Genomic DNA, 20,969 nt, shown 5'->3' with positions numbered 1-20,969 from the left:
CCTCACCTACGTCATGCTCGCCACTCTCGTCATCGGCCTCCGTGAAGGCCTCGAAGCGACGCTCATCGTCGGCATCATCGCCGCGTTCCTGCGTCGCAACCGTGTCCCCCTCGCCCCCATGTGGTTCGGCGTCGGGGTCGCCGTCGTGCTCAGCATCGGCGTCGGGTTCGGCCTGCAGGTCGTCGAGCAGGCCCTGCCGCAGGCGCAGCAGGAGGGCATGGAGGCGATCATCGGCATCGTCGCCGTGGTCTTCGTCACCGGCATGATCGTCTGGATGCGCACCCACGCGCGCACCCTGACCAAGGAACTCGAGGCGAGCGCGACCGAGGCGCTCGGCCGCGGCACCGCGTGGGCACTGGCCGGCATGGCCTTCCTCGCCGTGCTCAAGGAGGGCTTCGAGACCGCGGTCTTCCTCCTCGCCACCTTCCAGGCGTCGTCGGACACCGGTCTCGCCGCCCTCGGCGCGGTCATCGGCATCGCGGGCGCCGTCGTCATCGGCTACGGCATCTACACCGGCGGCGTCCGGCTGAACCTGTCGAAGTTCTTCACCGGCACCGGCGTCTTCCTGGTGTTCGTCGCCGGCGGGCTCGTGCTGACGGTGCTCCGGCGCGCGCACGAGGCCGGGTGGATCGTCATCGGGCAGCAGCGGACCGTCGACCTGTCCTGGCTCGCCCCGAACGGTTCGGTGCAGGGTGCGCTCGTCACGGGCGTGCTCGGCATCCCGCCGGATCCCCGGGTGATCGAGGTGCTCGGCTGGGTCCTGTACGTCGTGCCCGTCCTCGCCCTGACGCTCTGGCCCCGCGCCTGGCGTCCGTCTGCGGCACGCGTCCCCGCGATCCGTGCGACGGTCGCCGGTGCGCTCGCGGTCGCCGCCGCAGCACTGGCGATCGCCGTGCCGACGGGCGGGGTCGACCTGCCGCGCACCGCTGCGGTCAGCGGGGACGCCACCTCCGTCTCGGCGGACGTCCACGGCGCGTCCGGCGTCCTCCGCGTCGCCGGCACCACCACCGGCCAGGAGGCACGGCTCACCCTGCCGACGTCGGCCCACCGCCGCGTCACCCGCGCGGGCGTGGCCGCCGACCGGTGGCGGGTGCGCACGTCGGCCACCGCAGCGGACCGCCCCGCCACACTGACGCTCGACGACCTCGTCGACCTGTTCGGCCGGATCCCGGTCGGCGTCTCGCCGTCGACGAACCCCGGCCCGTTCACCGCCCGCTGGGCGGTGCGCGACACCGTGACCCTGTGGTCGGTCGGTGGTGGGGTCCTGGACGCCACCCGCGACGAACGCACGGTGCTGACGCTGAGCGACGGGGGCCTCCCGTCCGCGCGCACCACGACCCTGGACCGCTCCGTGTGGTCCGTCCCCGACTCCCGCGTCGAGCGGTCCGCCACTGCCGTGGCGACCGCGGACACGCGGGCTGCCGAGCTGCTGCTCTGGAAGGCCTGGTTGCCGATCGCCCTCGGCGTCGCAGCTGCCGCCCAGGCGCTGCTCGCGCTCCGTGACCGCCGTCGTCGGACGGCACCCGTGAACCCCACCCCCGAAACCGTCCCGACGCGCGGCCCACCCGCCGGGGACCCTGCAAGGAGCAACGACTATGCCGTTCGGTAAGCCCGTTCGACCCCTGATCACCCTCGGCGCCCTCGGCGTCGTCACCGCCCTCGCACTGACCGGCTGCGCGAGCTCCGACGGTGCCTCCGACCGCTCCACCGACGCCGCGAAGGTCTCGCGCGTCACCATCACCCTGACGAACGACGGCTCGGACCAGTGCAAGGTCTCCGAGACGAAGGTCCCCGCCGGGCCGGTCACGTTCTCGGTGAAGAACGAGTCCTCGACCGCCATCACCGAGGTCGAACTGCTGCAGGACCAGCGGATCCTGGGCGAGAAGGAGAACCTCGCGCCCGGCCTCGACGCCGTGCAGTTCACCGCGACCCTGAGCGGCGGGGAGTACCAGGTGTACTGCCCCGGGGCCGACACCGAGCTCACCGACTTCACGGTCACGGGCAAGGTCACCTCGACCGCGAACAGCAGCGCCGCCACCCTGCTCGACGAGGGCACGAAGGGCTACGCCGAGTACGTCGACGGCCAGGTCACCGACATGGTCACCGCGGTCGAACTCCTGCAGAAGGACATCGACGCCGGCGACCTCGACGCCGCGAAGACCGACTACGCGAACGCCCGACCGTTCTACGAGCACGTCGAGAGCGACGTCGACGGCTTCGTCAAGAAGGGCCACAAGGCGACCGACAACGCCGGCAACCTCGACTACCTGATCGACATGCGCGCCTCGAACCTCGACCCGGCCGTCGGCTGGAGCGGGTTCCACGCCGTCGAGAAGGACCTGTTCCAGGCGGGGGAGATCACCGCGTCGACGAAGAAGACCGCGGCCGACCTGACCGAGAACGTGCAGCTGCTCGCGCAGCTCGTCCCGACGCTCGACTACAAGCCCGAGGACCTGGCGAACGGTGCCGCCGGCCTGCTCGAGGAGGTCCAGTCGAACAAGGTCACCGGTGAGGAAGAGGCGTACAGCCACATCGACCTCGTCGACCTCGCCGCCAACGTCGAGGGCGCCCGTCAGGCCTTCGCGTACCTCAAGCCGGGCCTGACGAAGCTCGACCCGACCCTCACCGAGCAGATCGCGAAGCAGTTCGACGCGACGAACACGATGATGGACGGCTACCGCAACGCCGACGACCTCGGCGGCTTCGACACGTGGGACGCGGCGACCAAGAAGTCCGACGCGAACCGCATCTCGCAGCAGATCCAGGCCCTGCAGGACCCGCTGTCCCGCCTCGCCGAGAAGGTCGCCACCGCGTGACGCAGCCCGACGACGACCGCGCAGCCCGCACCGGGGTCTCCCGGCGCGGGCTGTTCGGCGCGGGACTCGCCGCGGCCGGAGCCGGCGCGGGCGCCGCGGTGGGCATCGGCGGCGCAACCGTCGCGACGGGCGTCAACCCGTTCACGGCGGCCGCCAACGGTGACGAGTCCATCGACCTGTCCCAGAGTCACCCGTTCTACGCGACCGCAGCACGGCAGCCGCAGGGCGGGGTGCAGACCGCACCCCAGCGGTACTGCGTCTTCATGACCTTCGACCTGTCCACCAGCGTCGCGACCGAGCTGCAGGTGCTCCTCGCCCGCTGGTCCGCGGCGATCGCGCAGCTGCAGGCGGGGAAGACCGTCGGCAGCGTCGAGCCAGCGCACGGTGACGGCGTCGGCGCGGACACCGGTGAGGCGCTCGACCTCGGCCCGGCGTCCCTGACGGTCACGGTGGGGTTCGGCCCCGGCGTGTTCGATGAACGCTTCGGTCTGGCCGACAAGCGTCCGGCGGACCTCGCCGACGTGCCTCGGCTGCCGAGCGACAACCTGCAGGCCGGACTGACCGGCGGCGACCTGTCGTTGCAGGCCTGCGCCGACGACCCGCAGGTGGCCTACCACGCCGTCCGCGACCTGGCCCGGATGGCGCGGGGGACGGCGACCGTGCGGTGGACCGTGCTCGGCTTCGGTCGTGCGTCGGCCGGCCCGCATCAGACGACGCCGCGCAACCTGATGGGCTTCAAGGACGGCACCAGGAACATCACGACGGACGAGGACCACGACCGCTTCGTGTGGGTCGACGACCCGGGCGACGGCGCGGAGTGGATGACCGGCGGCACCTACCAGGTGGTGCGGAAGATCCGGATGAACATCGAGATCTGGGACGCCGACGTCGTCAGCGACCAGCAGCGCGTGTTCGGTCGGTCCAAGATCGAGGGCGCACCGCTGTCCGGCGGGACCGAGCACACGACGCCGGACTTCGCGGCGGCCGGGAAGGACGGCGCCACGAAGATCGATGCGACGTCCCACATCGCCCTGGCCGCCCACGAGGCGAACGGCGGCGTGAAGATCCTTCGTCGTCCGTACAACTACACCGACGGCCTCAACGAGTACGGCCAGCTCGATGCCGGGCTGCTGTTCCTGGCGTACATGAACGACCCGGAGCACTTCACCCGGCTGCAGCGGAAGCTCGGCGCCTCGGACCGGTTGAACGAGTACGTCTCGCACATCGGCTCCGCGGTGTTCGCGATCCCGCCGGCACCGCGCAAGGGGTCGTACATCGGCGAGCAGCTGTTCCGCTGACCGTGCCCGGAGCGCGCTGACACCGCTGTGGGAGAGGGCGCCCTCCGCCGTTTCCCTGGAGGCGGAGGGCACCCGCGCCGCGGGGTCTCGTCGAACGGAACCACCGCCGACCTGAGAGGCGACCCGGCGCGACGCGTCGCGATGCGACAAGCCCGACAGTACCCCGCCGATCCCCGGATCCGCCGTGCCAGCGCTGCTATGGGACAGGGAGCGCGGCAGCGGATCGGCGCGCGGTGCGCGCCGGACGCGATCCGTGCCTCCCGGCGCGACGGAACGGGCCGTCTCACGGTGGTGAGACGGCCCGTTCGTGTCGGACGGGAGGCGCGGTGTCAGTCCGTCTGGACGCTCGCGTCGGTCCGTGCGCGCTTCCGGCGCACGGCGACGAGTGCGGTGATTCCCGCCAGCAGGAGCAGGCCCGCTGCGATCCCCGGCGCCGTCAGGTCCGCGCCCGTGTAGGCGAGGTCGCCGCCGGCGTTCGTGGAGTCGGCGGGGTCCCCCGCCAGGTCGGTTCCGGTTCCGGTGCCGGCGCCCGGAGCGTTGCCGTTGCCCGCGCCCGGGTCGGTCGGGTCCGTGGGGTCGGTCGGGTCCGTGGGCTCGGTCGGGTCCGTGGGCTCGGTCGGGTCCGTCGGGTCGACGGCTGCGGCGAGCGGGATGGTCACGGCGAGCGTGATCGTCTGGCCACCCGGCAGGGTGACCACGAGCGGTGCGTCCGTCGTGGCCGCGGCACGGGCAGCCGCATGGACCGTCGCTGCGTCGGCCGACGACTCGATGGTCGGCACGGCGAAGGTCAGCGTCGCGCGACCCTGCTCGTCGGTCTTGTCGACGATCGTCGGGTCGATCTCGGCGGTGGCGAGCTCGACGTCACCGGCACCGACCGACACGGTGCCGGCCGCAGCGGGGTCGTCGCTGCTGAACACGAGCGACGACAGCGCGATGCTGATCTCGTCACCGGGCTGGAACCCGCCCTCGGGGGTCGGCGTCACCGTGGTGCCGACGGCGCGCTGGTCGGTCGGCGGCGTGACCGTCGGGTTGGCGAGGAAGTAGTCCACCTGCGCCTGCAGGTCGACCTGGCCCGAGTCGGCGATGTTCGTGCCGGTCGCGAAGGCGGCGAAGTTGTCGCCGCCGGTCGACAGGAACGAGTTGACCGTCACCTTGAGGGTGTCGCCGAGCGCGATCGGCTCGCCGTTCAGGGTCATGCCGGTGATGCGCTCGCCGCGACCCTTCGCGGGGTCGTAGGTGTACGCGAAGCCGTCCGAGACGCCGAGCTTGAGGAACGGACGCTCCAGGCCGTCGGGCTGCCACTGCTGCTCGAGGGCGTTCTTGATCTGCTGGCCGGTCATGTCCTCGGTGACCAGGGTGTTCGCGAACGGCTGGACGAGCGCGGCCTCCTTGTAGGTCACTGTGCCGTCGGGGTCGCCGGCGCCGCTCGACGCGTACACCATGTCCGTGCGGAGCCCGCCGGGGTTCATGAAGGCGACCTGCGAGCCGTTGCGCTCGGTCGCGGAGCGCTGCACCTCGGCGATGTAATTGCCGAGCGCGGACTCGCCGCCGCGGTTCTCCGTCTTCCGGTCCGACTGCACCGCACGACGCAGGTCGCCGGTGATCTCGCCGAGCTTCTTGCTGCCCTCGACGTCGGCGACGGCCTTCGCGGCCGTCACGATGCCGGTGACCGCGTTGACGGACGTGGCGTCGGCCGGTACGCGGGTCTCACCGTTGACGGACTTCACTTCGGACGTGATGCCGGTGAGCTGCTTGTCGGCGTCGACGGTGAGCTGCAGGTGCCCGTAGTTCACGCCGTACGAACCGGTCTGGATCACCGGGCGGGTCGTGCCGTCCGGGCCGGCGATCCGGTGGTTGTAGGTCGCGTGGGTGTGTGCCGAGACGATCGCGGACACCTTCGACGAGACGCCCGAGGTGATCGTGCCGAACGCACCGGACCCGGTCGCGTCGGCGAGGGCGTTCGTGGTGGCGCCCTCGTGCACGAGGAGCACGAGCACGTCGGCCTCGTCGTTGGCGTCGTCGCCGTCGGTGAGCTGGTCGGCGTACTTGTTGACCTGGCTGACGATCGGGGCCATCGCGAGCCCCTGCACGCCACCCGGGCTGACGAGCCCGGGGATGAGGTCCTCGGTGGTCGCGCCGATGAAGCCGACCTTCACGCCGCCCTTCTCCACGATGGAGTACGGGGTGAACGCGGGGTCGGTCGTGCCCTGCTTGACGATGTTCGCCGAGACGTAGGGCCAGTCGGCCCGGTCCTCGATGCGCCCGGTCAGGTCGTCCTGGCCCTTGTCGAGCTCGTGGTTGCCGATCGCGCTGACGTCGAGGTCCATGGCGTTGAGCGCATCGATCGTCGGTGCGTCCTGCTGGATCAGCGAGGTGAACGTCGAGGCACCGACGTTGTCGCCGACACTGGCGAAGATCGTGTTCGGGTTGGCCTCGCGGTACGACTGCACGACGCCGGCGAGCTTGGCGGCACCGGCGGCCTTGTCGACGGCGGTGCCCTCGGACTCGATGCGGCCGTGGAAGTCGTTGACGTCGATGATGTCGATCGTCGTGTCGCCCTCGGCGGCGACGGCGGTGGAAGGGACGGACAGTGCGACGAGCACACCCGCGGTGGCGAAGGCCGCGCCGCTGATGGTGCGCCGTCGGCGGCGCGGAGAGGAGTGGAGGTTCATCGTCGGAGAACCTATGAGGACGCACAGCCGACCCGCCAGTGCCGGGTCGAAGTCGTCACACGACGTTCACATGCGCAACACCCGTCGTGCTGCGTGCTGCGTGCTGCGTGCTGCGTGCTGTGCGTGCTGCGCCGTCACTCCGCGGCGATGAGGGGGCGGAGCGTGCGGTGGGCGATGCGCAGCCCTTCGAGGACCTTCTCGTCGGTGCCGCCCCAGAGCGGGTCCTCGTGTTCGACCGACAGGGTGCCGTCGAAGCCGGCCTCGTACAGGCGGTCGACGACGTGCGGCCAGTCCACGACGCCACGCCCCGGCACCCGGAAGCGCCACCAACCCATGTCCCACGGGTCGTCGCCCTTGTGGACCTTTCCGAAGAAGCCGTACTCGTCGCGCTTCCGGGGGAACAGCTCGAGGTCCTTCGCCTGGGCGTGCACGATGTGCTCGGCGAACGGCAGGATCGTCTCGACCGGGTCGATGCCGATCCAGGTCAGGTGCGACGGGTCCCAGTTCAGGCCGAAGCCGAGGCCGGTGACCCAACCCCAGAGCTCGGGGGAGTACGCCAGGTTGCCGGGGTAGCCGTCCGGGTGCCAGCCCTCCATCACGCAGTTCTCGATGATCAACCGCACGCCGCGCTCGCCGGCGTAGTCGACGAGCTCGGGGAGGACCCGGTTCCCTTCGGCCATGTTCTCCCGCACCGACTTGCTGTTGTCGCGGCCGATGAACGTGCCGACGTACGGCACGCCGAGGCGCTGCGCCCCGTCGATCGCGTGGAACAGGTGCGTCTTGATCTCGGCGCGGCGGGCGAGGTCCTGGTGCAGGTTGTTCTCGTAGTACGCGAGCGCGGAGATCTCGAGGCCGGTGCGGTCGAGCAGGGCACGGGTCGCCGCGGCGTCCTCGTCGGTGAACGTCGCCACGGGCAGGTGCGCCGCCTCGAAGTCGCGGCCACCGGTGCCGGGCCACACGCCGACCTCGAGCCGCTCGTACCCCTGCTCGGCGGCGAAGTCCGCGATGCGGTCGAGGGTCCAGCCGGGCAGGCAGGCCGTCAGCATGCCGAGCTTCACCGGATCTCCCGCCACGTGTTCTCGGCCGCGCTGGTGATCACGGCGTCGATGATGTCGGCGGAACGTGCGCCGTCCGCGAAGGTCGGCAGGCCGTCGGGGGCCACACCGGTGCGGACCGCGGTGTGCGTGTCGGCGACGAACGCGGCGAAGGCGTCGAGGTAGCCCTGCGGGTGCCCGGACGGCACGATCGCCAGACGCCGCTGGTCCGGGTACCCCTGCGACGGGTCGCGCACGACGATCTGCGCGCCGCGCTCGTTGCCGAACCACGCGGACTCGGGCTGCTCCTGGTCGAAGGCGGCGCTGCCCCGGGTGCCGTCGACCTCGAACCACAGGCGGTTCTTCCGGCCGGACGCCACCTGCGAGATCACCACGTTGCCGATGCGCCCGGTGCCGGTGCGGAACGTCGCGACCGCGGTGTCCTCGGTGGTGACCTCGGCCCGTTCCGCGGCGTCGGCGACCGGGTCGGGGTCCGGGGAGCCGGAGAACGACGGCCCCGAGGCCGCGGGCCGGGTCGGGTAGACGATGTCGGTCGCCGCGGACACCGAGGTGAAGCGCTCGCCGGTGACGAACTCGACCAGGTCGCACCAGTGCGAGCCGATGTCGGCGAACGCGCGGGACAACCCGCTCGAGGTCGGGTCGACCCGCCAGCTCGAGGCGTCCTCGTCGAGCATCCAGTCCTGCAGGTAGTGGCCGTGCACGGCGAGCAGTCGACCGAGGTCGCCGTCGGCGATGCGCGCGCGGATCTCGCGGATCATCGGGTGGTAGCGGTACACGAACGGCACGGTGGCGACGACGCCGGCGTCCGCCGCCGCGGCGACGAGTTCGGCGGCCTGCGCCGGGTCGATCGCGAGCGGCTTCTCGCACACCACGTGGATGCCCGCGGCGATGACCGCCATCGCCTGCGGGTGGTGCTGGTCGTTCGGCGTGCAGATGTGCACGACGTCGGGGGCGTCGGCGATGACGTCGTCGAGCGAGGCGTACCCACGAGGCAGGTCGAGTTGCGCCGCGACCTGCTCGGAGCGCGATGCGTTCCGGCCGAGCACCCCGAGCACCTCGGCACCGGCGGCCCGGGCAGCGCGGGCATGGACGCCCGCGATCATGCCGGTGCCGATCACGACGACGCGGAGGCGTCGTCCTTCGTACCCACTGCTCATGGTGCTCCCTCGCGCCGAACTGTCACCACCGTAGCGGCCCGGCCGTCCACCGGGGCCGATGAGTACGGTCGGAGGCATGTCGAGCCTCCAGACCAGCCTGCTCATCCTCGGAGCCAGCGGCGACCTGTCCAAGCGCCTGCTCCTGCCGGGTCTCGCGACCCTGCTCGAGGTCAAGGACGACTGGGACGTCCAGCTCATCGGGGCGGGTGTCGAGGACCTGTCCGACGCCGACTGGAAGGTGCAGGTGCGCGAGTCCTTCGAGAACGCGCAGGCGTCGAAGAACGAGGGCGACGAAGGGGCGGAGGGCGACTCGTCGCTGTCGGAGCGGCTGCAGGCCGTGATCGACGCGTCCTCGTACCGCAAGGCCGACGTCACGAGCGCCGACGACCTGCGCGCGCTGCTCGGAGCCTGCGACCACGACCCCGCGATCTACTTCGCGCTGCCGCCGGCCGTGACCGAGAAGAGCTGCGAACAGCTCGCCCACCTCGACCTGCCGAAGCGCACCCGCCTGGCGCTCGAGAAGCCGTTCGGCACCGACGCCGCCAGCGCCGAGCACCTGAACGACCTGCTGCACTCGTTCATCCCCGAGGAGCGCATCCACCGGGTCGACCACTTCCTCGGCCGCTCGACGGTGCTCAACCTGATCGGCCTGCGCTTCGCGAACCGCATCATCGAGCCCCTGCTGTCCTCGCAGCACGTCGAACGCGTCGACATCGTGTACGACGAGACCCTCGGGCTCGAAGGACGCGCCCGCTACTACGACAAGGCCGGCGCCCTCACCGACATGATCCAGAGCCACCTGCTCCAGGTCATGGCCGTCGTGGCCATGGAGGCGCCTGCGTCGATCGATGCCGACGACCTGCGGACCCAGAAGGAACTCGTGCTGCGTGCCGTGCGGCCGTGGGGCGGGGACGTCGTCGCCGCCGGCAAGCGCGCCCGGTACACCGCGGGCACGGTCGGCGACCGCACGCTGCCGTCGTACGCCGACGAGGACGGGGTCGACCCGTCGCTCGGCACCGAGACCCTGGCCCAGCTGACCCTGGAGATCGCGAACTGGCGGTGGGCCGGAGTCCCCTTCACGCTGCGTTCCGGCAAGGCGCTCGCGAAGCAGCGCCGCGAGATCGTCATCACGTTCAAGGACTCCCCGCAGGTGCCCGTCGGCCTGTCCGGCGCCGCCCACCCGGACCGGCTCCGGATCTGGATCGCCCCGGACGAGATGCAGCTCGAGCTCAACGTCAACGGCCCCGGCGACCCGTACACGATCGACCGCACGAGTCTCGAGACGACGTTCAACCCCGGACGACTCAGCGCCTACGGCGAGGTCCTGGCCGGGGTGCTCGAGGGCGACGCGACCCTGTCGGTCCGTGGCGACAGCGCCGTGCAGGGCTGGAAGGTCGTCGGACCGTTCCTCGAGGCGTGGAAGGCCGGCACGACGCCGCTCGACGAGTACCCGGCCGGGTCGAGCGGTCCTGAGGACTGGGACAACATCGACGCCTGAGCCGGACGGCGGCGTAGCGTCGGACGACGTGACCACCATCGACGACGTCCTGCAGACCGTTCCCGAACCCGCCGGCGCCGACATCCGTGTCGAGCCCGTCCACTACGACCACGACGGCACCGACCTGCTCGGCGTGCTCGCCAAGGACGCGGCCGTCGCCGGTCCCCGCCCGGCCGTCCTGGTCGTGCACGACTGGCACGGCGTGAACGAGCACGTCGAAGCGCGCGTGACGATGCTCGCCCGCCTGGGCTACGTGGCGTTCGGCGCGGACATCTACGGCGCCGGCGTCCGGCCCGGTGACGACACCGCCGGCCAGGTCGCCGGGTCGTACTACCAGGACCTGCCGCTGCTCCGGGCACGTGCCACCGCCGGACTCGAGCGGCTGCGGCAGGACCCCGACGTCGACCCGGCCCGCATCGTCGTCATCGGGTACTGCTTCGGCGGCTCCACCGCGATCGAGCTCGCGCGCACCGGCGCGGACCTCGTCGGTGCGGTGTCGTTCCACGGCGGGCTCATCACGCACGACCCCGCCGACGTCTCGGCGATCCGGGCGAAGCTGCTCGTGCTGACCGGGGGATCGGACCCGGTCGTGCCCGACGACGCCGTGCACGCCTGGCAGGACGAGATGCGCACCGAGCCCGGCGTCGACTGGCAGGTCGTCACCTACGCCGGGGCCATGCACGCGTTCGCCGTACCGGGGACCGACGCGCCCGACCACGGCGCCCAGTACCAGGAGCGCGCCGACCGCCGATCGTGGCAGGCACTGCGGGTGTTCCTGGCCGAGGTGTTCGGCGAGGAGGCCGCGGCGCTGTGACGTCGGGGGCTCGGCTGTCGCCTCGCGACACGCCGGGTGGAGCGGTCGGGCGGCCTCGATTGGCGCCCGGGCCGGAGCTGTTGTAGAGTCTTCCACGGCCGCAAGGCCACGCGCTCGTAGCTCAATGGATAGAGCATCTGACTACGGATCAGAAGGTTGGGGGTTCGAGTCCCTTCGAGCGCACAGGAGTAGCCGCGAAGTGCATCCCCCGGTGCATCCCCGCAGTAGAAACACCGAACAGCAGACGCCCCGAGCTCCGGCTCGGGGCGTTCTGCGTTTCCGCCTCGCCACAGCCGAACCCGTTAAGCGGAGCGCTTGATTCCGCCGAAGTGAAGCACTTCCATCGACGAGGGGAGCACGTCGGCGGTCGCCCGTACGATCCCGGCATGGCCGAGCACAAGTGGGCTGCCCCCGAGCACCAGGACGTCCCCATCTACGCGGCCGAGTCGCTGCCGCTCGACGCGATCGGTTCGCCGGAGCAGCTCGATGCGCCGGAGCCGGTGTGGATCGACCGTCTGCGGTTCGAGCAGATCGGCGTGCTCGAGAAGGTGAAGGCGTTCGCGGTCGCCCAGTCCGACGTCGCCGTGTTCGTGGAGATCTCGTGGCAGGGACGGCTGCAGCGTGCGTGGGTGCTGCGGTCGTCGGTGACCCGGCGCAAGCTCGCGCCGCGGCGGGACTGATGGCGCGTCGGCGCCGCGACCGGTGGGCGCTCGGGCCGGCGCTCTCGCTCCCCGAGGTGGCGCGCGGCGGCCCGGACTACGACGTCGTCCCGCCCGACCCCGTGCTCGCGTGGGTGCAGTTCCCCGACCGGACCCTTGAGGTCGAGGCGCACGTCATCGCGTACACGGAGCGTGCGGTGCTCGTCGAGTGGGGGTTCTCGCAGGCTGCGGAGTGCGCGTGGGTCTGGCGCGATGCGATCCGCTCCCGTGAACAGGGGTAGGCGTTCAGTGGCGCCCCGGCCGTAGAGTGATTCTCACCATGAGGAACATCGTCGCTGTTGCTGCCGGCCTTGCGCTCGTCCTGGCAGTCGCTGGCTGCTCGTCGGACCCCGGGACCGACGCGACGACCGCCAGCAGCTCGGATGGCCGCACCGCGACCCCGACGCCGACCGCCACCCCGGCGCCTGTGATGGTGGTCGTGCCCGACGCGTCTACCGGCCTCACGAGCGAGGTGACGAAGATGGACGAGCTCGGCCTCAAGCCGGTCGTGCTCGACGCCACCGGCACCGACGTCACCTACCACTTCCTCTCGGACGACTTCGGGTCCGAGTCCATCTTCGTGTCGCAGAAGCCGGCGGCGGGGACCGTGGTCGAGGACGGCGCCACCGTTACCGTGAAGGTCCGCGACCCGAAGGTGGTCATCTCGGCGGACTTCTCCGGCTCGGGCGGCACAATCACCAGCCTCGACGGCTCCTCGATCAGCCAGGTGACGGATGCGCCGCAGCACTGGGAGAAGGAGGTGCCGTACGGCGGCACGACCGACTACACCTTCACCAACCCGTACGCGGCCGGCACCCTGACGTGCACGGTGACACAGGAGGGTGAGGTCGTGAAGACGAACACAGCGTCCGGTCCGTTCGCCTCGACCAACTGCTGATTGGTCATGGCCACCAACGTCAGCATCGCGATGCACGCGCTCGGAGCCGCCATCGAGACGATGAACAGCAGCTCCGACCTCACAATCGGCAGTGCAGCCGTCGGTACAGCCGCGTTCTGGGCCTGCGCCCTCGACGAGCAGCTGCGCGTCACCGACCCGACCTACGACGCCCGGCGAGACGCGAACCCCGACGGAGAGGTCTTGCCGGGCATCAGGCTCCTCCGCAACGCAGTGACGCATGGCGCCGTGGTGGCCGTGCAGAAAGCACCCGGGGTCGTTTTCCCGATCAGGTTCCCCGTCGAGTTCTCGCACCTCGCGTACCGGCCGCTTGAGGACGTGCTCGCGAGCTGGAAAGGGAGACGGCACGTCACTGCTGAGAGCCCGCGTCAGGACGCCGTGTATCGGGCCTCCCTCGAGGGTTTGCAGCTGGTCGCGCCGCTGGTGCGCGCCTACCGGTGGTTTGACCAAACGACGAAAGACCCCCTCGGAACTCCGTGAGGAGCCCCGAGGGGGTCAGTTCGTTCAGCCCGTAGGCGCATCAGTCGGCTCGCCCGCCAGCGGCGGTGTGCACGCGCCGGACACGTCGCTCGTCGTCGCGTCGGTGAACGTGAACCGGAACGCCGTGCCAGCGTCCGTCAGCACGCACGTCACCGAGGCGACGCCGCGGCCGTCGGATCCGTTCTTGCCGTCAGCGCCGTCCTTGCCAGCCGCGCCCGTCGCTCCGGTAGCGCCCGGCGGGCCCTGAGCACCAGTCGCGCCGTCACTGCCGGCGGCACCGGTCTGGCCTGAGACGCCCATCTCACCGGCAGACCCGGTTGCGCCAGCAGCGCCGTCGGATCCGTCGGAACCGTCGGTGCCATCAGCGCCGTCCCGGCCGTCTCGACCGTCGACGCCGTCCTCGCCGTCAGCGCCGGCGGCACCGGACGCGCCAGTCGCTCCGGTTGCGCCCGACGTCGCCGTGGACGGGACATCGTCTGGCTTCGTCGTGGACGGCTTCACGCCCTGCCGCTCGGACTCGTCGTACAGCTGCGAGTACTCGTCGAACAGCCGGTCGTACCGCTTCGACGCTTCCGTGCTCGCTGCCCCAAGCTGGAAGTTCCGAGTTCGGAGCGCGTCGATCGTGGCGAACTGGGATGCGACTAGGGCCACGATCGCGGTGATCGCGGTGATGACGACGACCCATGTGACGACCGACTGCCAGGCCGCGGTGAAGAGGCTACGGACGAACCGCATCGCGAGTCGTGAACGGGTCATGGTGCACCTCCTCGTGCGAGCAGGATCCCGACGATGGCCGTGATGATCGGCCCGGCGACCGCCAGCGCGATCGAGAGCGTCGCCGTCTTCCGCATCCGATCGGACTCAGCCCGCTGTGAAGCCTCTGCTTTGTCTCGTTCGGCGGACTTCGTGTGGAAGCCATCGATCTCGTCGCGCATGTCCTTCATCCGGGCGTCTAGAGCACGCCGGTCTGCCTGGTAGGTGTCCTGCGTGACGACCTTCCCGCCGATCGCGCGGATCTCCTCCCGAAGGGAGTCGAGGCCGCGCATGAGTTCCCAACCAGTGGGCTCGGGCCCCTGTGGCTCAGGCACAGATTCCCCTTCCATGGGTCAGGACGGTCAGGACGATGCGAGGTGTTTCGGCTCGTCGGGGTCAGTGCGCTGCGCCTCCTGCTCCGTGCGGTAGTCGACGGTCGACGGCGTGAACTGCGCGGGCTGCAGCTCCGGTGTCGCCGGGTTGATGGCGTTCTTCGGCAGGAAGGCAGCGAGGAACCCGACGACGAAGCCGGTCGCCACAGCGCCAGCGGCGGCACCGACCTTCGCGGTGTCGATCTTCCCGTCAGCCCAGAACCCCGTCACCGAGATCCCACCGATCCCGAGCGCCGCGCCAGCGACACCCGCCGACCACGCCTTCTTCGCTCGAGCGCCGAGGTTCGCGATGAACCGGCTGAGCCCGGACGCGGGTACGGCTTCGTGCTTGCTGTTGTCCGTCATGGTCGTCTCCTCAGAGGTTGCGGTCGTCGATGAGCTTCTGCAGGTCGGCGTCGATCGACCCGAAGGTGGACTGGCGGCGCTCGGCGGTCTGGCGGATGATCCGGTTCATCCGGTCGGAGGTGACCTTCGTGGCACGCTTCGTCGCCTGCGAGTAGGGCACGGCATCGGCCTTGGCGGTGAACTTCTGGACGGTGAACTCGCCGACCAGGTAGTAGTACTTCGCCTTGAACAGCATGAGCATCCCTCCCGGGGACGTGATGACGGCCGGGACCGTCGGCTTCTTGATGGTGGATTTCGACGGCTTCGCGGCGACGCCGTGGTACAGGTCCGCCGCGTTCGGGTACGGGGCGAGCCGTTCCGCGCGGGTCGCCATCTCGTGATGCCACGGCTCTCCGAAGTTCGCGCCCGTCCACGTCCCACCTCGGGACTCGACGATTGCGTGGAGCATCGCGAACTCGGCGGTGGTGAGTGCCCGGTTCGATCCGTCGGGCATGGTGATGCCGAAGTCGACCGCGTTGCCGTGGTTGACCTCGTCATGGCGCGAGGTGAACGGAGGTGCGACGGCGATGCCGAGGACGAAGCGATTGGCCCAGAACCAGGACTGCCGGGCCCGGGAACGCATGCCCTCGTTGACGGACAGCTTCCCGGTGGCACCGCGCGCCTTCTGCCAGTTGTTGAAGTCGACCATGACGGACAGCACCTGCAGGGCCATCCGTGCGGACGCGACGAACTGGCGAACGCGTCGGAGATCCCCGTACGACGACGGGCCGACGCTGAACTTGGCGACCATGCGCCCTCCTTGAACGACGAAGGCCGCCCCGAAGGACGGCCAGATGGGATGGTGCGAGGTCAGGCGGTGTCGCCGCCGAGGGAGTCGATCGCGGCTTGGAGCTGCACCGCTTTCGCGTCGGACTCGGCGGCGCTTTCGAGGATCTGCGCCGACAACAGGCGGTTGCTGTCCGCGGACGCTTTCGCCTGGTCGCGCTGCCACATGAGCGTCCCGATGGCGGAGTCCGGGTACGTCGGCAGCTGCGGTTCGATGCCAGCGCTGTCCGCCGGGGCGTCGGGCACAGTGGGGTCGGTCATGGTTCTCCTACGGTCTCGGGGTTGCGGTGTAGTAGATGATGGGAGCGCCGGACGCGCCCGACGTCCAGTTGCCCAGGGCGAACGTGACGGCGTCCTTCGTGACCGAGTTGATGCCGATGGTGACGCGTGAGTTGGATCCGTTCGCGTTGACCAGTGGGGGCTTCGTGAACCGTCCCGAGGGGAACGCGACCGTCAGCGTGTCCGAGCTGTTCGCGGCGAGTGTCCCGGGATAGGTCGAGGTCCCGGTCAGCGGAAGAGGAGACTGTCCGGTGCTCGAATCGCGCAGCTGTCCGGCGTTGACGACGTCGGCCGTGACAACGACGCCCTCGGCTTCCTTCGACACCACGGTCTGGTAATTGTTCCCGCCTGCCTCCGGCGCAAGATTCAGCCGAAACCTCTCGGCCGTCACAAACCCTGAACCCTGTCGGGTCGCGTTCAGCCCCCCGAACCCGTAGTAGCCGTTGCAGTCCACATCACCAAGCCGCGACAGTTTCGTGTACTGGTTCGTCGACGAAATCGTTGAAGGTGCCCGGAGCGAACCGCCGTTGAACGCGATGCCAGACGCGGCGATCGGTGTCCCTGACGCGTCGAGCGCCCCGATGAACAGACTCAGCGAGTCGTTCACGACTGCCGCGGAGATCGCTCCCGCCCGCGTACCGGTGGAATCGTAGACATCGATTCGCCGCTGCAGCATCTCGATGCGTGCCCCAGAGGCGGCCGTCTTGATCAGCGCCCCGGTGAGGGTGATGCCGTTGAGCGAGTCGACGTCGATCATGCCGGCGGTGATCTTCTTCGCCTGCACGACGTTGGCGAACAGGTAGTCGATGACGGCCTGCGACATCGTCGCGCCGGACGTGACGAACAGGTTCGACACGTTGACGGTCTGGAAGTTCCCCGTCGCGGCCGCGATCTTCTGCGCGACGAGCTCGGCGATCGCCGCGCTGCCCGCGGTGAGCTTCGCGACGTCGAGGTTCGCGATGACCTCGGACCGGATCTGCTGCGGCGTCCACACCGGGGCCGCGAGCGTCCCCGACTGCAGCCACTGCCCAGCGACATTCTTCGCCGAGTCCCAGAGGAACCAGATGGTGCCGTTGGGTGCTGTCCCGGACGGGCCCGCCGTCGACGAGTAAAGGATCAGCGGCTTGCTGTCCGCGGTCGCCTGCGCCGCCTTCGCGGCGTTCGACGCGGCCGTGGCGTCCTGCTGTGCTTTCGCCGCGTTGGCGGCGGCGTCGATGGCTACCTGGTCGGTGACCTGAACCCAGTCCGACGCCGTCGCGTCGAACACCCACGGGGTGTTGTCGCTCGAACGGATCCAGAGGTTCCCGACTGCAGCGTTCGCGCCCGTGGGCTTGGATTGCTGCCGGATGACCTTGCCCTTGGCGTTCGCGATGCCGGCGGCGGTGAGGGCGGCGGTGTTCGCGTCCGTTGCGGTCTGCTGCGCGACGCTGGCGGCGGCGTTGGCCTGGGTGGCGACGTCCTTGGCCGCCTGAGCGGCCGCAGACGCCGTTGCGGCAGCCGTGGCGGCGTCGAGCGCCTTCTGGTCGGTGATCGGCACCCATCCGGTGCCGCTGCCCGCGATGAGGCGGCGAGAGGCGTACACATCCGGGTTGTTGACCGTGGCAGAGAGATCGACCTGGATCGTGACGACAAGCGTTGAGGTCGTCGGAGTGACGTACCCGCCGAAGTCCCAGCGCTCGGCGTCGCCGGTAGTGCTGTCGCCGTGGTCGGTGAAGACGTACGAGCCGAGGATCGGACCGTCGACGCCGCCATCGCGGATGCGGGCGATGGTCTGCTTCTGCAGGCCGTTGAGGGCCATGGACACGTACAGACCAACGTTCACCGCGAGGCGGAGCCCAGCGGTGAGGCCGGTCAGCGTCATCCCATCGACGATGCGTTCCTGGCTGATGGTGTCGCGGGTGGCGATCTGAGCGACGCCTGCCGGGTCGATGATCTTGCTGTACTCGACGTACCGGTTCGGGGTGTTCTTCGGGACACCGTTCGCGTCCGGGGTGATGTCGATCCACAGGTTCGCCGTGGACGCCCGCGACCCGGTGGGAGCCGACACCTGGTAGATCGTCTCGCCCTTCGACGCTGCGAGCCCGGCAGCATCGCGGGCCGCGTCGGTGGCAGCCTCCGCTTCGGTCTTGGCAGACCCAGCAGCGACGATTGCCGTCTCGACATCGTCTGAGATCCCGTCGACACGGGTCCCGAACGCCACGTTGATGGCGGCCTGCGCTTCCTCGATCTCTTCGCGCGCGACGTCGAGGTTGGTAGCCGCCAGCTCGAGCTGCGCGTCGAGATCCGCCATCTGAGCGTCGATCTGCGTGGCGAGGTCAGAGACTGCTTCGCCGTGCTCGTCGAGGTCGTCCTGCAGCTGGGGGAGCGCGTCCGCAGCGTCGGTGGCAGCGTCGACTGCCTCGGCGAGGTCGGTGTCGTTGTCGCCGACGGACGAGGAGCTCAGCTGGTCCGCGGCCGCGAGGCGCATGGCGAGCGCCTCAAGCTGCGCGACCTTCGCGCCGAGATCCTCGTTCGACTGCACGGTGTCACCCTCCGTAGATAAACGAGTCCGAGCGCTTCAGCGTCAGGACCGCGATGTTGTCCGATTCCGGTTGTTCCTCGACGATGCGGTGGAGGACGTCGATGGGGCCGTGCCCCTTCAGCGTCACCTGCACCGGCACGTCGTCACCGATCTGCCATGAGCCGAACGGCACCCCGCGAGTACCGCGGACGCGCAGCTGCTGCACCTCGAGGACGTTCTGCCGGGACGCGAGCTCCCGGTTGATGCGCCGGTCCATCGCGACGTTCGACTTCACGTCCTTGTCGGTCACGACCGCTACCCGCCGGATTCGCCCGTTGCGGCGGGCCGTCGTGCGCCGGATCGACTTCGCGCCCTCGCCCGCGCCGATCCCGACCACGTCCGAGGCGTAGTCGTCGCCCGGGACGGTCGACTTGATGACGTCGACGACGTTCACGCCCTGCTGGAACGCGATGTCCGCGCGGAGGCGGCCGACCCGTGGGTAGTAGATGTGGATCGTCGATGTGATGTCGTCGCCGCTCTTCGTCCACTCGTCGAGGTAGTCGAACGGGGCGTCATCGGCGAGAGTCTGCACCGTTTGACCGCAGTCCGGCGCCTCCCACCACAGCAGCTCGAACGCGCCCCCGTCGTCCTTCTTCGCCTTGGTCGCCGCGACCTTGAGCTTGTACGCCCGGTCCTTCGCCGCCTTCGCCGTCGCGACGACCTTCGCCTGCCGGGTGACCGCGGCCTGCTGCGTCGTGATCGTGTCGTTCTTCGCCTTCTTCCGCGCCGTCACGTCGTTCACCGCTGCCTGCGCGCGGTTGATGCGCGCCTGGTCCTTCGGCTTCGCCTTCTTCGCCGCGGAGAGCTCAGCATTGTCGGACTGCGACTCGTCGACGAGCGCGCTGTACGCCTTCCGCGAGGCCGACACGATCGCCGCGAGACGCTTCCGCTCGGCGACCTCGGTGTTGTACGCCTTCACCGAGGCGTTGTACGCGTTCGTGGCGTCCACGGCGTTCTGAGTCGAGAACGTGCCGACCCGGACCGTGGTTGACCCCTGCACCTTGATGCCGAGGTCGCCGTCGGGCTGCGACTGCACGTGGTTGACCAGGGTCCGGACGATGTCCGCCGGGTCGACCTTCGCGAGGTACCGCGCGGGCCCGAGGTACGGAGTGCCGAAGAGGACCGTCGAGTCCGTCGCGGCCTCGACCGTCCACGTGCTTGGGCTGTCCTCGGGGGTGGCGATGACGATGCCACCCCAGAGGACGCGGTCGTCGTCGCCGAGCTTGTAGATCCGCGTGTTCCACTCCTGCACGAGCGGGAGCCCGTCGACGTCCGACTTGCGCTCGGCGAACGCGCCCGACACGGAGAACTGCAGCGAGCCGGCCCCGGATAGGGAACGGACCGGCGCGTCCTTCACCGTGATCGGAGCGTCCGTGTGCAACGTCGCGCCGGTGAGCGCGCGCTTGAGAATCCACCTGCCGCGCATCACACGGGCTTCTCGTAGAAGGTGACCCGGTAGGTCATCTGCGAGCCGTCGTCGTACTGCAGGTTCGCCTGGCCTGCGTTCTTCCGCATGAGCGAGGTCGGGCGGAGCGTCTTGCCGCGCAGCGCGCGCACGTCGCCGTACGTCGACGCGATGTAGACGCCTCGGGTGCTGGTCACGACTGCGTCGAAGTTGAACGACACGGAGTCGCCGTCGACGATCGTCGCGCCGGACGTGTCGCGTCCTTGTACGTTGCCGCCACCAGTCGAGTTCCCCAGCGCTGCGAGCTGCGCGATCGTGAGGGTGATCCGGACGTGGGTCGCCCAGTCCGGCACCGGCACGTCCGGCGTGAAGGGCGGGAACACGGTGCCGGCGGTCGCCGACAGGGTCGCCTTCGCTGTGCCCGGGTCGAACAGCTCGACCGTCGTTTCCCGCGGACGCGCCAGACGACGCAGATCGGTGATCATGGCGTTCGTGAACGTGGCGGTGTTCGCCGGGATCGTGATCAGCGCGAGCGCCTCGCCGACGTCGCTCTCGTGGCCCGGGACCTCCTGCAGCGTCTTCGTGCCCGCCGGCACGTTCTCGATGATGCGGGAGAACATGAACGGGCCCGTGGCGGGGTCCGCGCCGTTGTTCTTCCACTGTGCCCCGCCCGCGGCGTTGATGTCCTCCACGCGGCCCACGATCAGGTCGCGGCGGCCTCCGGTCGATCCGGTCGCTGCTGGCTTCACGGGGTCCGGTTCGCGGTTCGACGAGATGTAGGACTGCTCGTAGCTGTCCGCGCCTCGCGAAGGGATGAGCAGTCCGCCCGCCGACACCAGGAGCGTGTCACTGGGGACCGCGGTCGCGACCACCTTGCAGTCGCTGGGCTGGGCGATGCCGGCGGCGCCGCCCGTTGCGACGAACGCGAAGGTGCGAGCGATCTGCGCGGAGTGCTTCGCCGGCTGACCGACGAACCAGGGGTTGTCCCACGTCATGGGTGATGTCC

The 20,969-nt window shown here is 70.0% G+C and carries 20 protein-coding genes and 1 tRNA gene; 10 read left to right on the top strand and 11 right to left on the bottom strand.

Going from position 1 to position 20,969, the window contains the following annotated elements:
• The first annotated feature begins 13 nt into the window (after positions 1 to 13).
• From efeU to efeB, 3 genes are read left to right on the top strand one after another with little or no spacing between them, the layout of a single operon-like run.
• A complete protein-coding gene (gene efeU, locus ITJ60_RS03005; protein WP_194646858.1) occupies positions 14 to 1,609 on the top strand; it encodes an iron uptake transporter permease EfeU in 1,596 nt (531 codons plus the stop codon).
• A complete protein-coding gene (gene efeO, locus ITJ60_RS03000; RefSeq protein ID WP_194646857.1) occupies positions 1,596 to 2,816 on the top strand; it encodes an iron uptake system protein EfeO in 1,221 nt (406 codons plus the stop codon). The genes efeU and efeO overlap by 14 nt, the downstream gene beginning before the upstream one ends.
• Complete coding sequence (gene efeB, locus ITJ60_RS02995) at positions 2,813 to 4,114, top strand: iron uptake transporter deferrochelatase/peroxidase subunit (protein WP_194646856.1); 1,302 nt, start codon at positions 2,813 to 2,815, stop codon at positions 4,112 to 4,114. Before efeO ends, efeB begins: the two co-directional genes overlap by 4 nt.
• A 329-nt stretch (positions 4,115 to 4,443) precedes the next feature.
• Here the strand turns inward: efeB and ITJ60_RS02990 are convergent, their stop codons facing one another.
• From ITJ60_RS02990 to ITJ60_RS02980, 3 genes are all read right to left on the bottom strand, one after another.
• Complete coding sequence (locus tag ITJ60_RS02990; RefSeq protein WP_194646855.1) at positions 4,444 to 6,786, bottom strand: bifunctional metallophosphatase/5'-nucleotidase; 2,343 nt, start codon at positions 6,784 to 6,786, stop codon at positions 4,444 to 4,446.
• 134 nt (positions 6,787 to 6,920) lie between these two features.
• Positions 6,921 to 7,844, bottom strand: coding sequence for a sugar phosphate isomerase/epimerase family protein (locus tag ITJ60_RS02985; RefSeq protein ID WP_194646854.1), 924 nt, complete (start codon positions 7,842 to 7,844; stop codon positions 6,921 to 6,923).
• A complete protein-coding gene (locus ITJ60_RS02980; RefSeq protein ID WP_194646853.1) occupies positions 7,841 to 8,998 on the bottom strand; it encodes a Gfo/Idh/MocA family protein in 1,158 nt (385 codons plus the stop codon). Before ITJ60_RS02980 ends, ITJ60_RS02985 begins: the two co-directional genes overlap by 4 nt.
• Before the next feature lie 76 nt (positions 8,999 to 9,074).
• Between ITJ60_RS02980 and ITJ60_RS02975 the strand changes: the two genes are divergently transcribed.
• From ITJ60_RS02975 to ITJ60_RS02945, 7 genes are all read left to right on the top strand, one after another.
• Complete coding sequence (locus tag ITJ60_RS02975) at positions 9,075 to 10,496, top strand: glucose-6-phosphate dehydrogenase (protein WP_194646852.1); 1,422 nt, start codon at positions 9,075 to 9,077, stop codon at positions 10,494 to 10,496.
• 28 nt (positions 10,497 to 10,524) lie between these two features.
• Positions 10,525 to 11,310: a dienelactone hydrolase family protein gene (locus tag ITJ60_RS02970; RefSeq protein ID WP_194646851.1), complete on the top strand. Its 786-nt coding sequence runs from the start codon at positions 10,525 to 10,527 to the stop codon at positions 11,308 to 11,310.
• A gap of 110 nt (positions 11,311 to 11,420) precedes the next feature.
• Positions 11,421 to 11,493 (top strand) — tRNA-Arg (locus ITJ60_RS02965).
• Positions 11,494 to 11,696: 203 nt separating this feature from the next.
• Entirely contained in the window at positions 11,697 to 11,990 is a 294-nt protein-coding gene (locus ITJ60_RS02960; RefSeq protein ID WP_194646850.1) for a hypothetical protein, read from the top strand.
• Positions 11,990 to 12,250 carry a hypothetical protein gene (locus tag ITJ60_RS02955; RefSeq protein WP_194646849.1) on the top strand — a complete coding sequence of 87 codons (261 nt, stop codon included), beginning with the start codon at positions 11,990 to 11,992 and terminating at the stop codon, positions 12,248 to 12,250. The genes ITJ60_RS02960 and ITJ60_RS02955 overlap by 1 nt, the downstream gene beginning before the upstream one ends.
• A 38-nt stretch (positions 12,251 to 12,288) precedes the next feature.
• Positions 12,289 to 12,906, top strand: a complete 618-nt coding sequence (locus tag ITJ60_RS02950; protein ID WP_194646848.1) for a hypothetical protein — start codon at positions 12,289 to 12,291, stop codon at positions 12,904 to 12,906.
• Positions 12,907 to 12,912: 6 nt separating this feature from the next.
• A complete protein-coding gene (locus tag ITJ60_RS02945; protein WP_194646847.1) occupies positions 12,913 to 13,404 on the top strand; it encodes a hypothetical protein in 492 nt (163 codons plus the stop codon).
• A gap of 24 nt (positions 13,405 to 13,428) precedes the next feature.
• On the opposite strand, the gene ITJ60_RS02940 is transcribed toward ITJ60_RS02945, so the two are convergent.
• From ITJ60_RS02940 to ITJ60_RS02905, 8 genes are read right to left on the bottom strand one after another with little or no spacing between them, the layout of a single operon-like run.
• Positions 13,429 to 14,160 carry a hypothetical protein gene (locus tag ITJ60_RS02940; RefSeq protein ID WP_194646846.1) on the bottom strand — a complete coding sequence of 244 codons (732 nt, stop codon included), beginning with the start codon at positions 14,158 to 14,160 and terminating at the stop codon, positions 13,429 to 13,431.
• A complete protein-coding gene (locus ITJ60_RS02935; RefSeq protein WP_194646845.1) occupies positions 14,157 to 14,492 on the bottom strand; it encodes a hypothetical protein in 336 nt (111 codons plus the stop codon). The genes ITJ60_RS02940 and ITJ60_RS02935 overlap by 4 nt, the downstream gene beginning before the upstream one ends.
• 27 nt (positions 14,493 to 14,519) lie before the next feature.
• Positions 14,520 to 14,894: a hypothetical protein gene (locus ITJ60_RS02930; RefSeq protein ID WP_194646844.1), complete on the bottom strand. Its 375-nt coding sequence runs from the start codon at positions 14,892 to 14,894 to the stop codon at positions 14,520 to 14,522.
• Between the two features lie 10 nt (positions 14,895 to 14,904).
• The gene (locus ITJ60_RS02925; RefSeq protein ID WP_194646843.1) at positions 14,905 to 15,684 is read right to left on the bottom strand and encodes a hypothetical protein; all 780 of its coding nucleotides are present in this window, start codon (positions 15,682 to 15,684) and stop codon (positions 14,905 to 14,907) included.
• Between the two features lie 59 nt (positions 15,685 to 15,743).
• Positions 15,744 to 15,980 (bottom strand): hypothetical protein, encoded by a 237-nt coding sequence (locus ITJ60_RS02920; protein ID WP_194646842.1) that lies wholly within the window; start codon positions 15,978 to 15,980, stop codon positions 15,744 to 15,746.
• 7 nt (positions 15,981 to 15,987) lie between these two features.
• Complete coding sequence (locus ITJ60_RS02915; RefSeq protein ID WP_194646841.1) at positions 15,988 to 18,519, bottom strand: hypothetical protein; 2,532 nt, start codon at positions 18,517 to 18,519, stop codon at positions 15,988 to 15,990.
• A 4-nt stretch (positions 18,520 to 18,523) separates the two neighbouring features.
• Positions 18,524 to 19,984: a hypothetical protein gene (locus ITJ60_RS02910; protein WP_194646840.1), complete on the bottom strand. Its 1,461-nt coding sequence runs from the start codon at positions 19,982 to 19,984 to the stop codon at positions 18,524 to 18,526.
• Positions 19,984 to 20,958: a hypothetical protein gene (locus ITJ60_RS02905; RefSeq protein WP_194646839.1), complete on the bottom strand. Its 975-nt coding sequence runs from the start codon at positions 20,956 to 20,958 to the stop codon at positions 19,984 to 19,986. The genes ITJ60_RS02910 and ITJ60_RS02905 overlap by 1 nt, the downstream gene beginning before the upstream one ends.
• Between the last annotated feature and the right edge of the window lie 11 nt (positions 20,959 to 20,969).

The organism is Curtobacterium sp. VKM Ac-2884, assembly GCF_015350945.1.
Lineage (GTDB): Bacteria > Actinomycetota > Actinomycetes > Actinomycetales > Microbacteriaceae > Curtobacterium.
This window is presented reverse-complemented; position numbering and strand designations above follow the sequence as displayed.

Coding starts and splice junctions, on each gene's coding strand:
- efeU (WP_194646858.1), top strand. CDS start 14: ATGCTCGCCACTCTCGTCATCGGCCTCCGTGAAGGCCTCGAAGCGACG.
- efeO (WP_194646857.1), top strand. CDS start 1,596: ATGCCGTTCGGTAAGCCCGTTCGACCCCTGATCACCCTCGGCGCCCTC.
- ITJ60_RS02990 (WP_194646855.1), bottom strand. CDS start 6,786: ATGAACCTCCACTCCTCTCCGCGCCGCCGACGGCGCACCATCAGCGGC.
- ITJ60_RS02980 (WP_194646853.1), bottom strand. CDS start 8,998: ATGAGCAGTGGGTACGAAGGACGACGCCTCCGCGTCGTCGTGATCGGC.
- ITJ60_RS02975 (WP_194646852.1), top strand. CDS start 9,075: ATGTCGAGCCTCCAGACCAGCCTGCTCATCCTCGGAGCCAGCGGCGAC.
- ITJ60_RS02960 (WP_194646850.1), top strand. CDS start 11,697: ATGGCCGAGCACAAGTGGGCTGCCCCCGAGCACCAGGACGTCCCCATC.
- ITJ60_RS02955 (WP_194646849.1), top strand. CDS start 11,990: ATGGCGCGTCGGCGCCGCGACCGGTGGGCGCTCGGGCCGGCGCTCTCG.
- ITJ60_RS02950 (WP_194646848.1), top strand. CDS start 12,289: ATGAGGAACATCGTCGCTGTTGCTGCCGGCCTTGCGCTCGTCCTGGCA.
- ITJ60_RS02945 (WP_194646847.1), top strand. CDS start 12,913: ATGGCCACCAACGTCAGCATCGCGATGCACGCGCTCGGAGCCGCCATC.
- ITJ60_RS02940 (WP_194646846.1), bottom strand. CDS start 14,160: ATGACCCGTTCACGACTCGCGATGCGGTTCGTCCGTAGCCTCTTCACC.
- ITJ60_RS02930 (WP_194646844.1), bottom strand. CDS start 14,894: ATGACGGACAACAGCAAGCACGAAGCCGTACCCGCGTCCGGGCTCAGC.
- ITJ60_RS02925 (WP_194646843.1), bottom strand. CDS start 15,684: ATGGTCGCCAAGTTCAGCGTCGGCCCGTCGTCGTACGGGGATCTCCGA.
- ITJ60_RS02920 (WP_194646842.1), bottom strand. CDS start 15,980: ATGACCGACCCCACTGTGCCCGACGCCCCGGCGGACAGCGCTGGCATC.
- ITJ60_RS02910 (WP_194646840.1), bottom strand. CDS start 19,984: ATGCGCGGCAGGTGGATTCTCAAGCGCGCGCTCACCGGCGCGACGTTG.
- ITJ60_RS02905 (WP_194646839.1), bottom strand. CDS start 20,958: ATGACGTGGGACAACCCCTGGTTCGTCGGTCAGCCGGCGAAGCACTCC.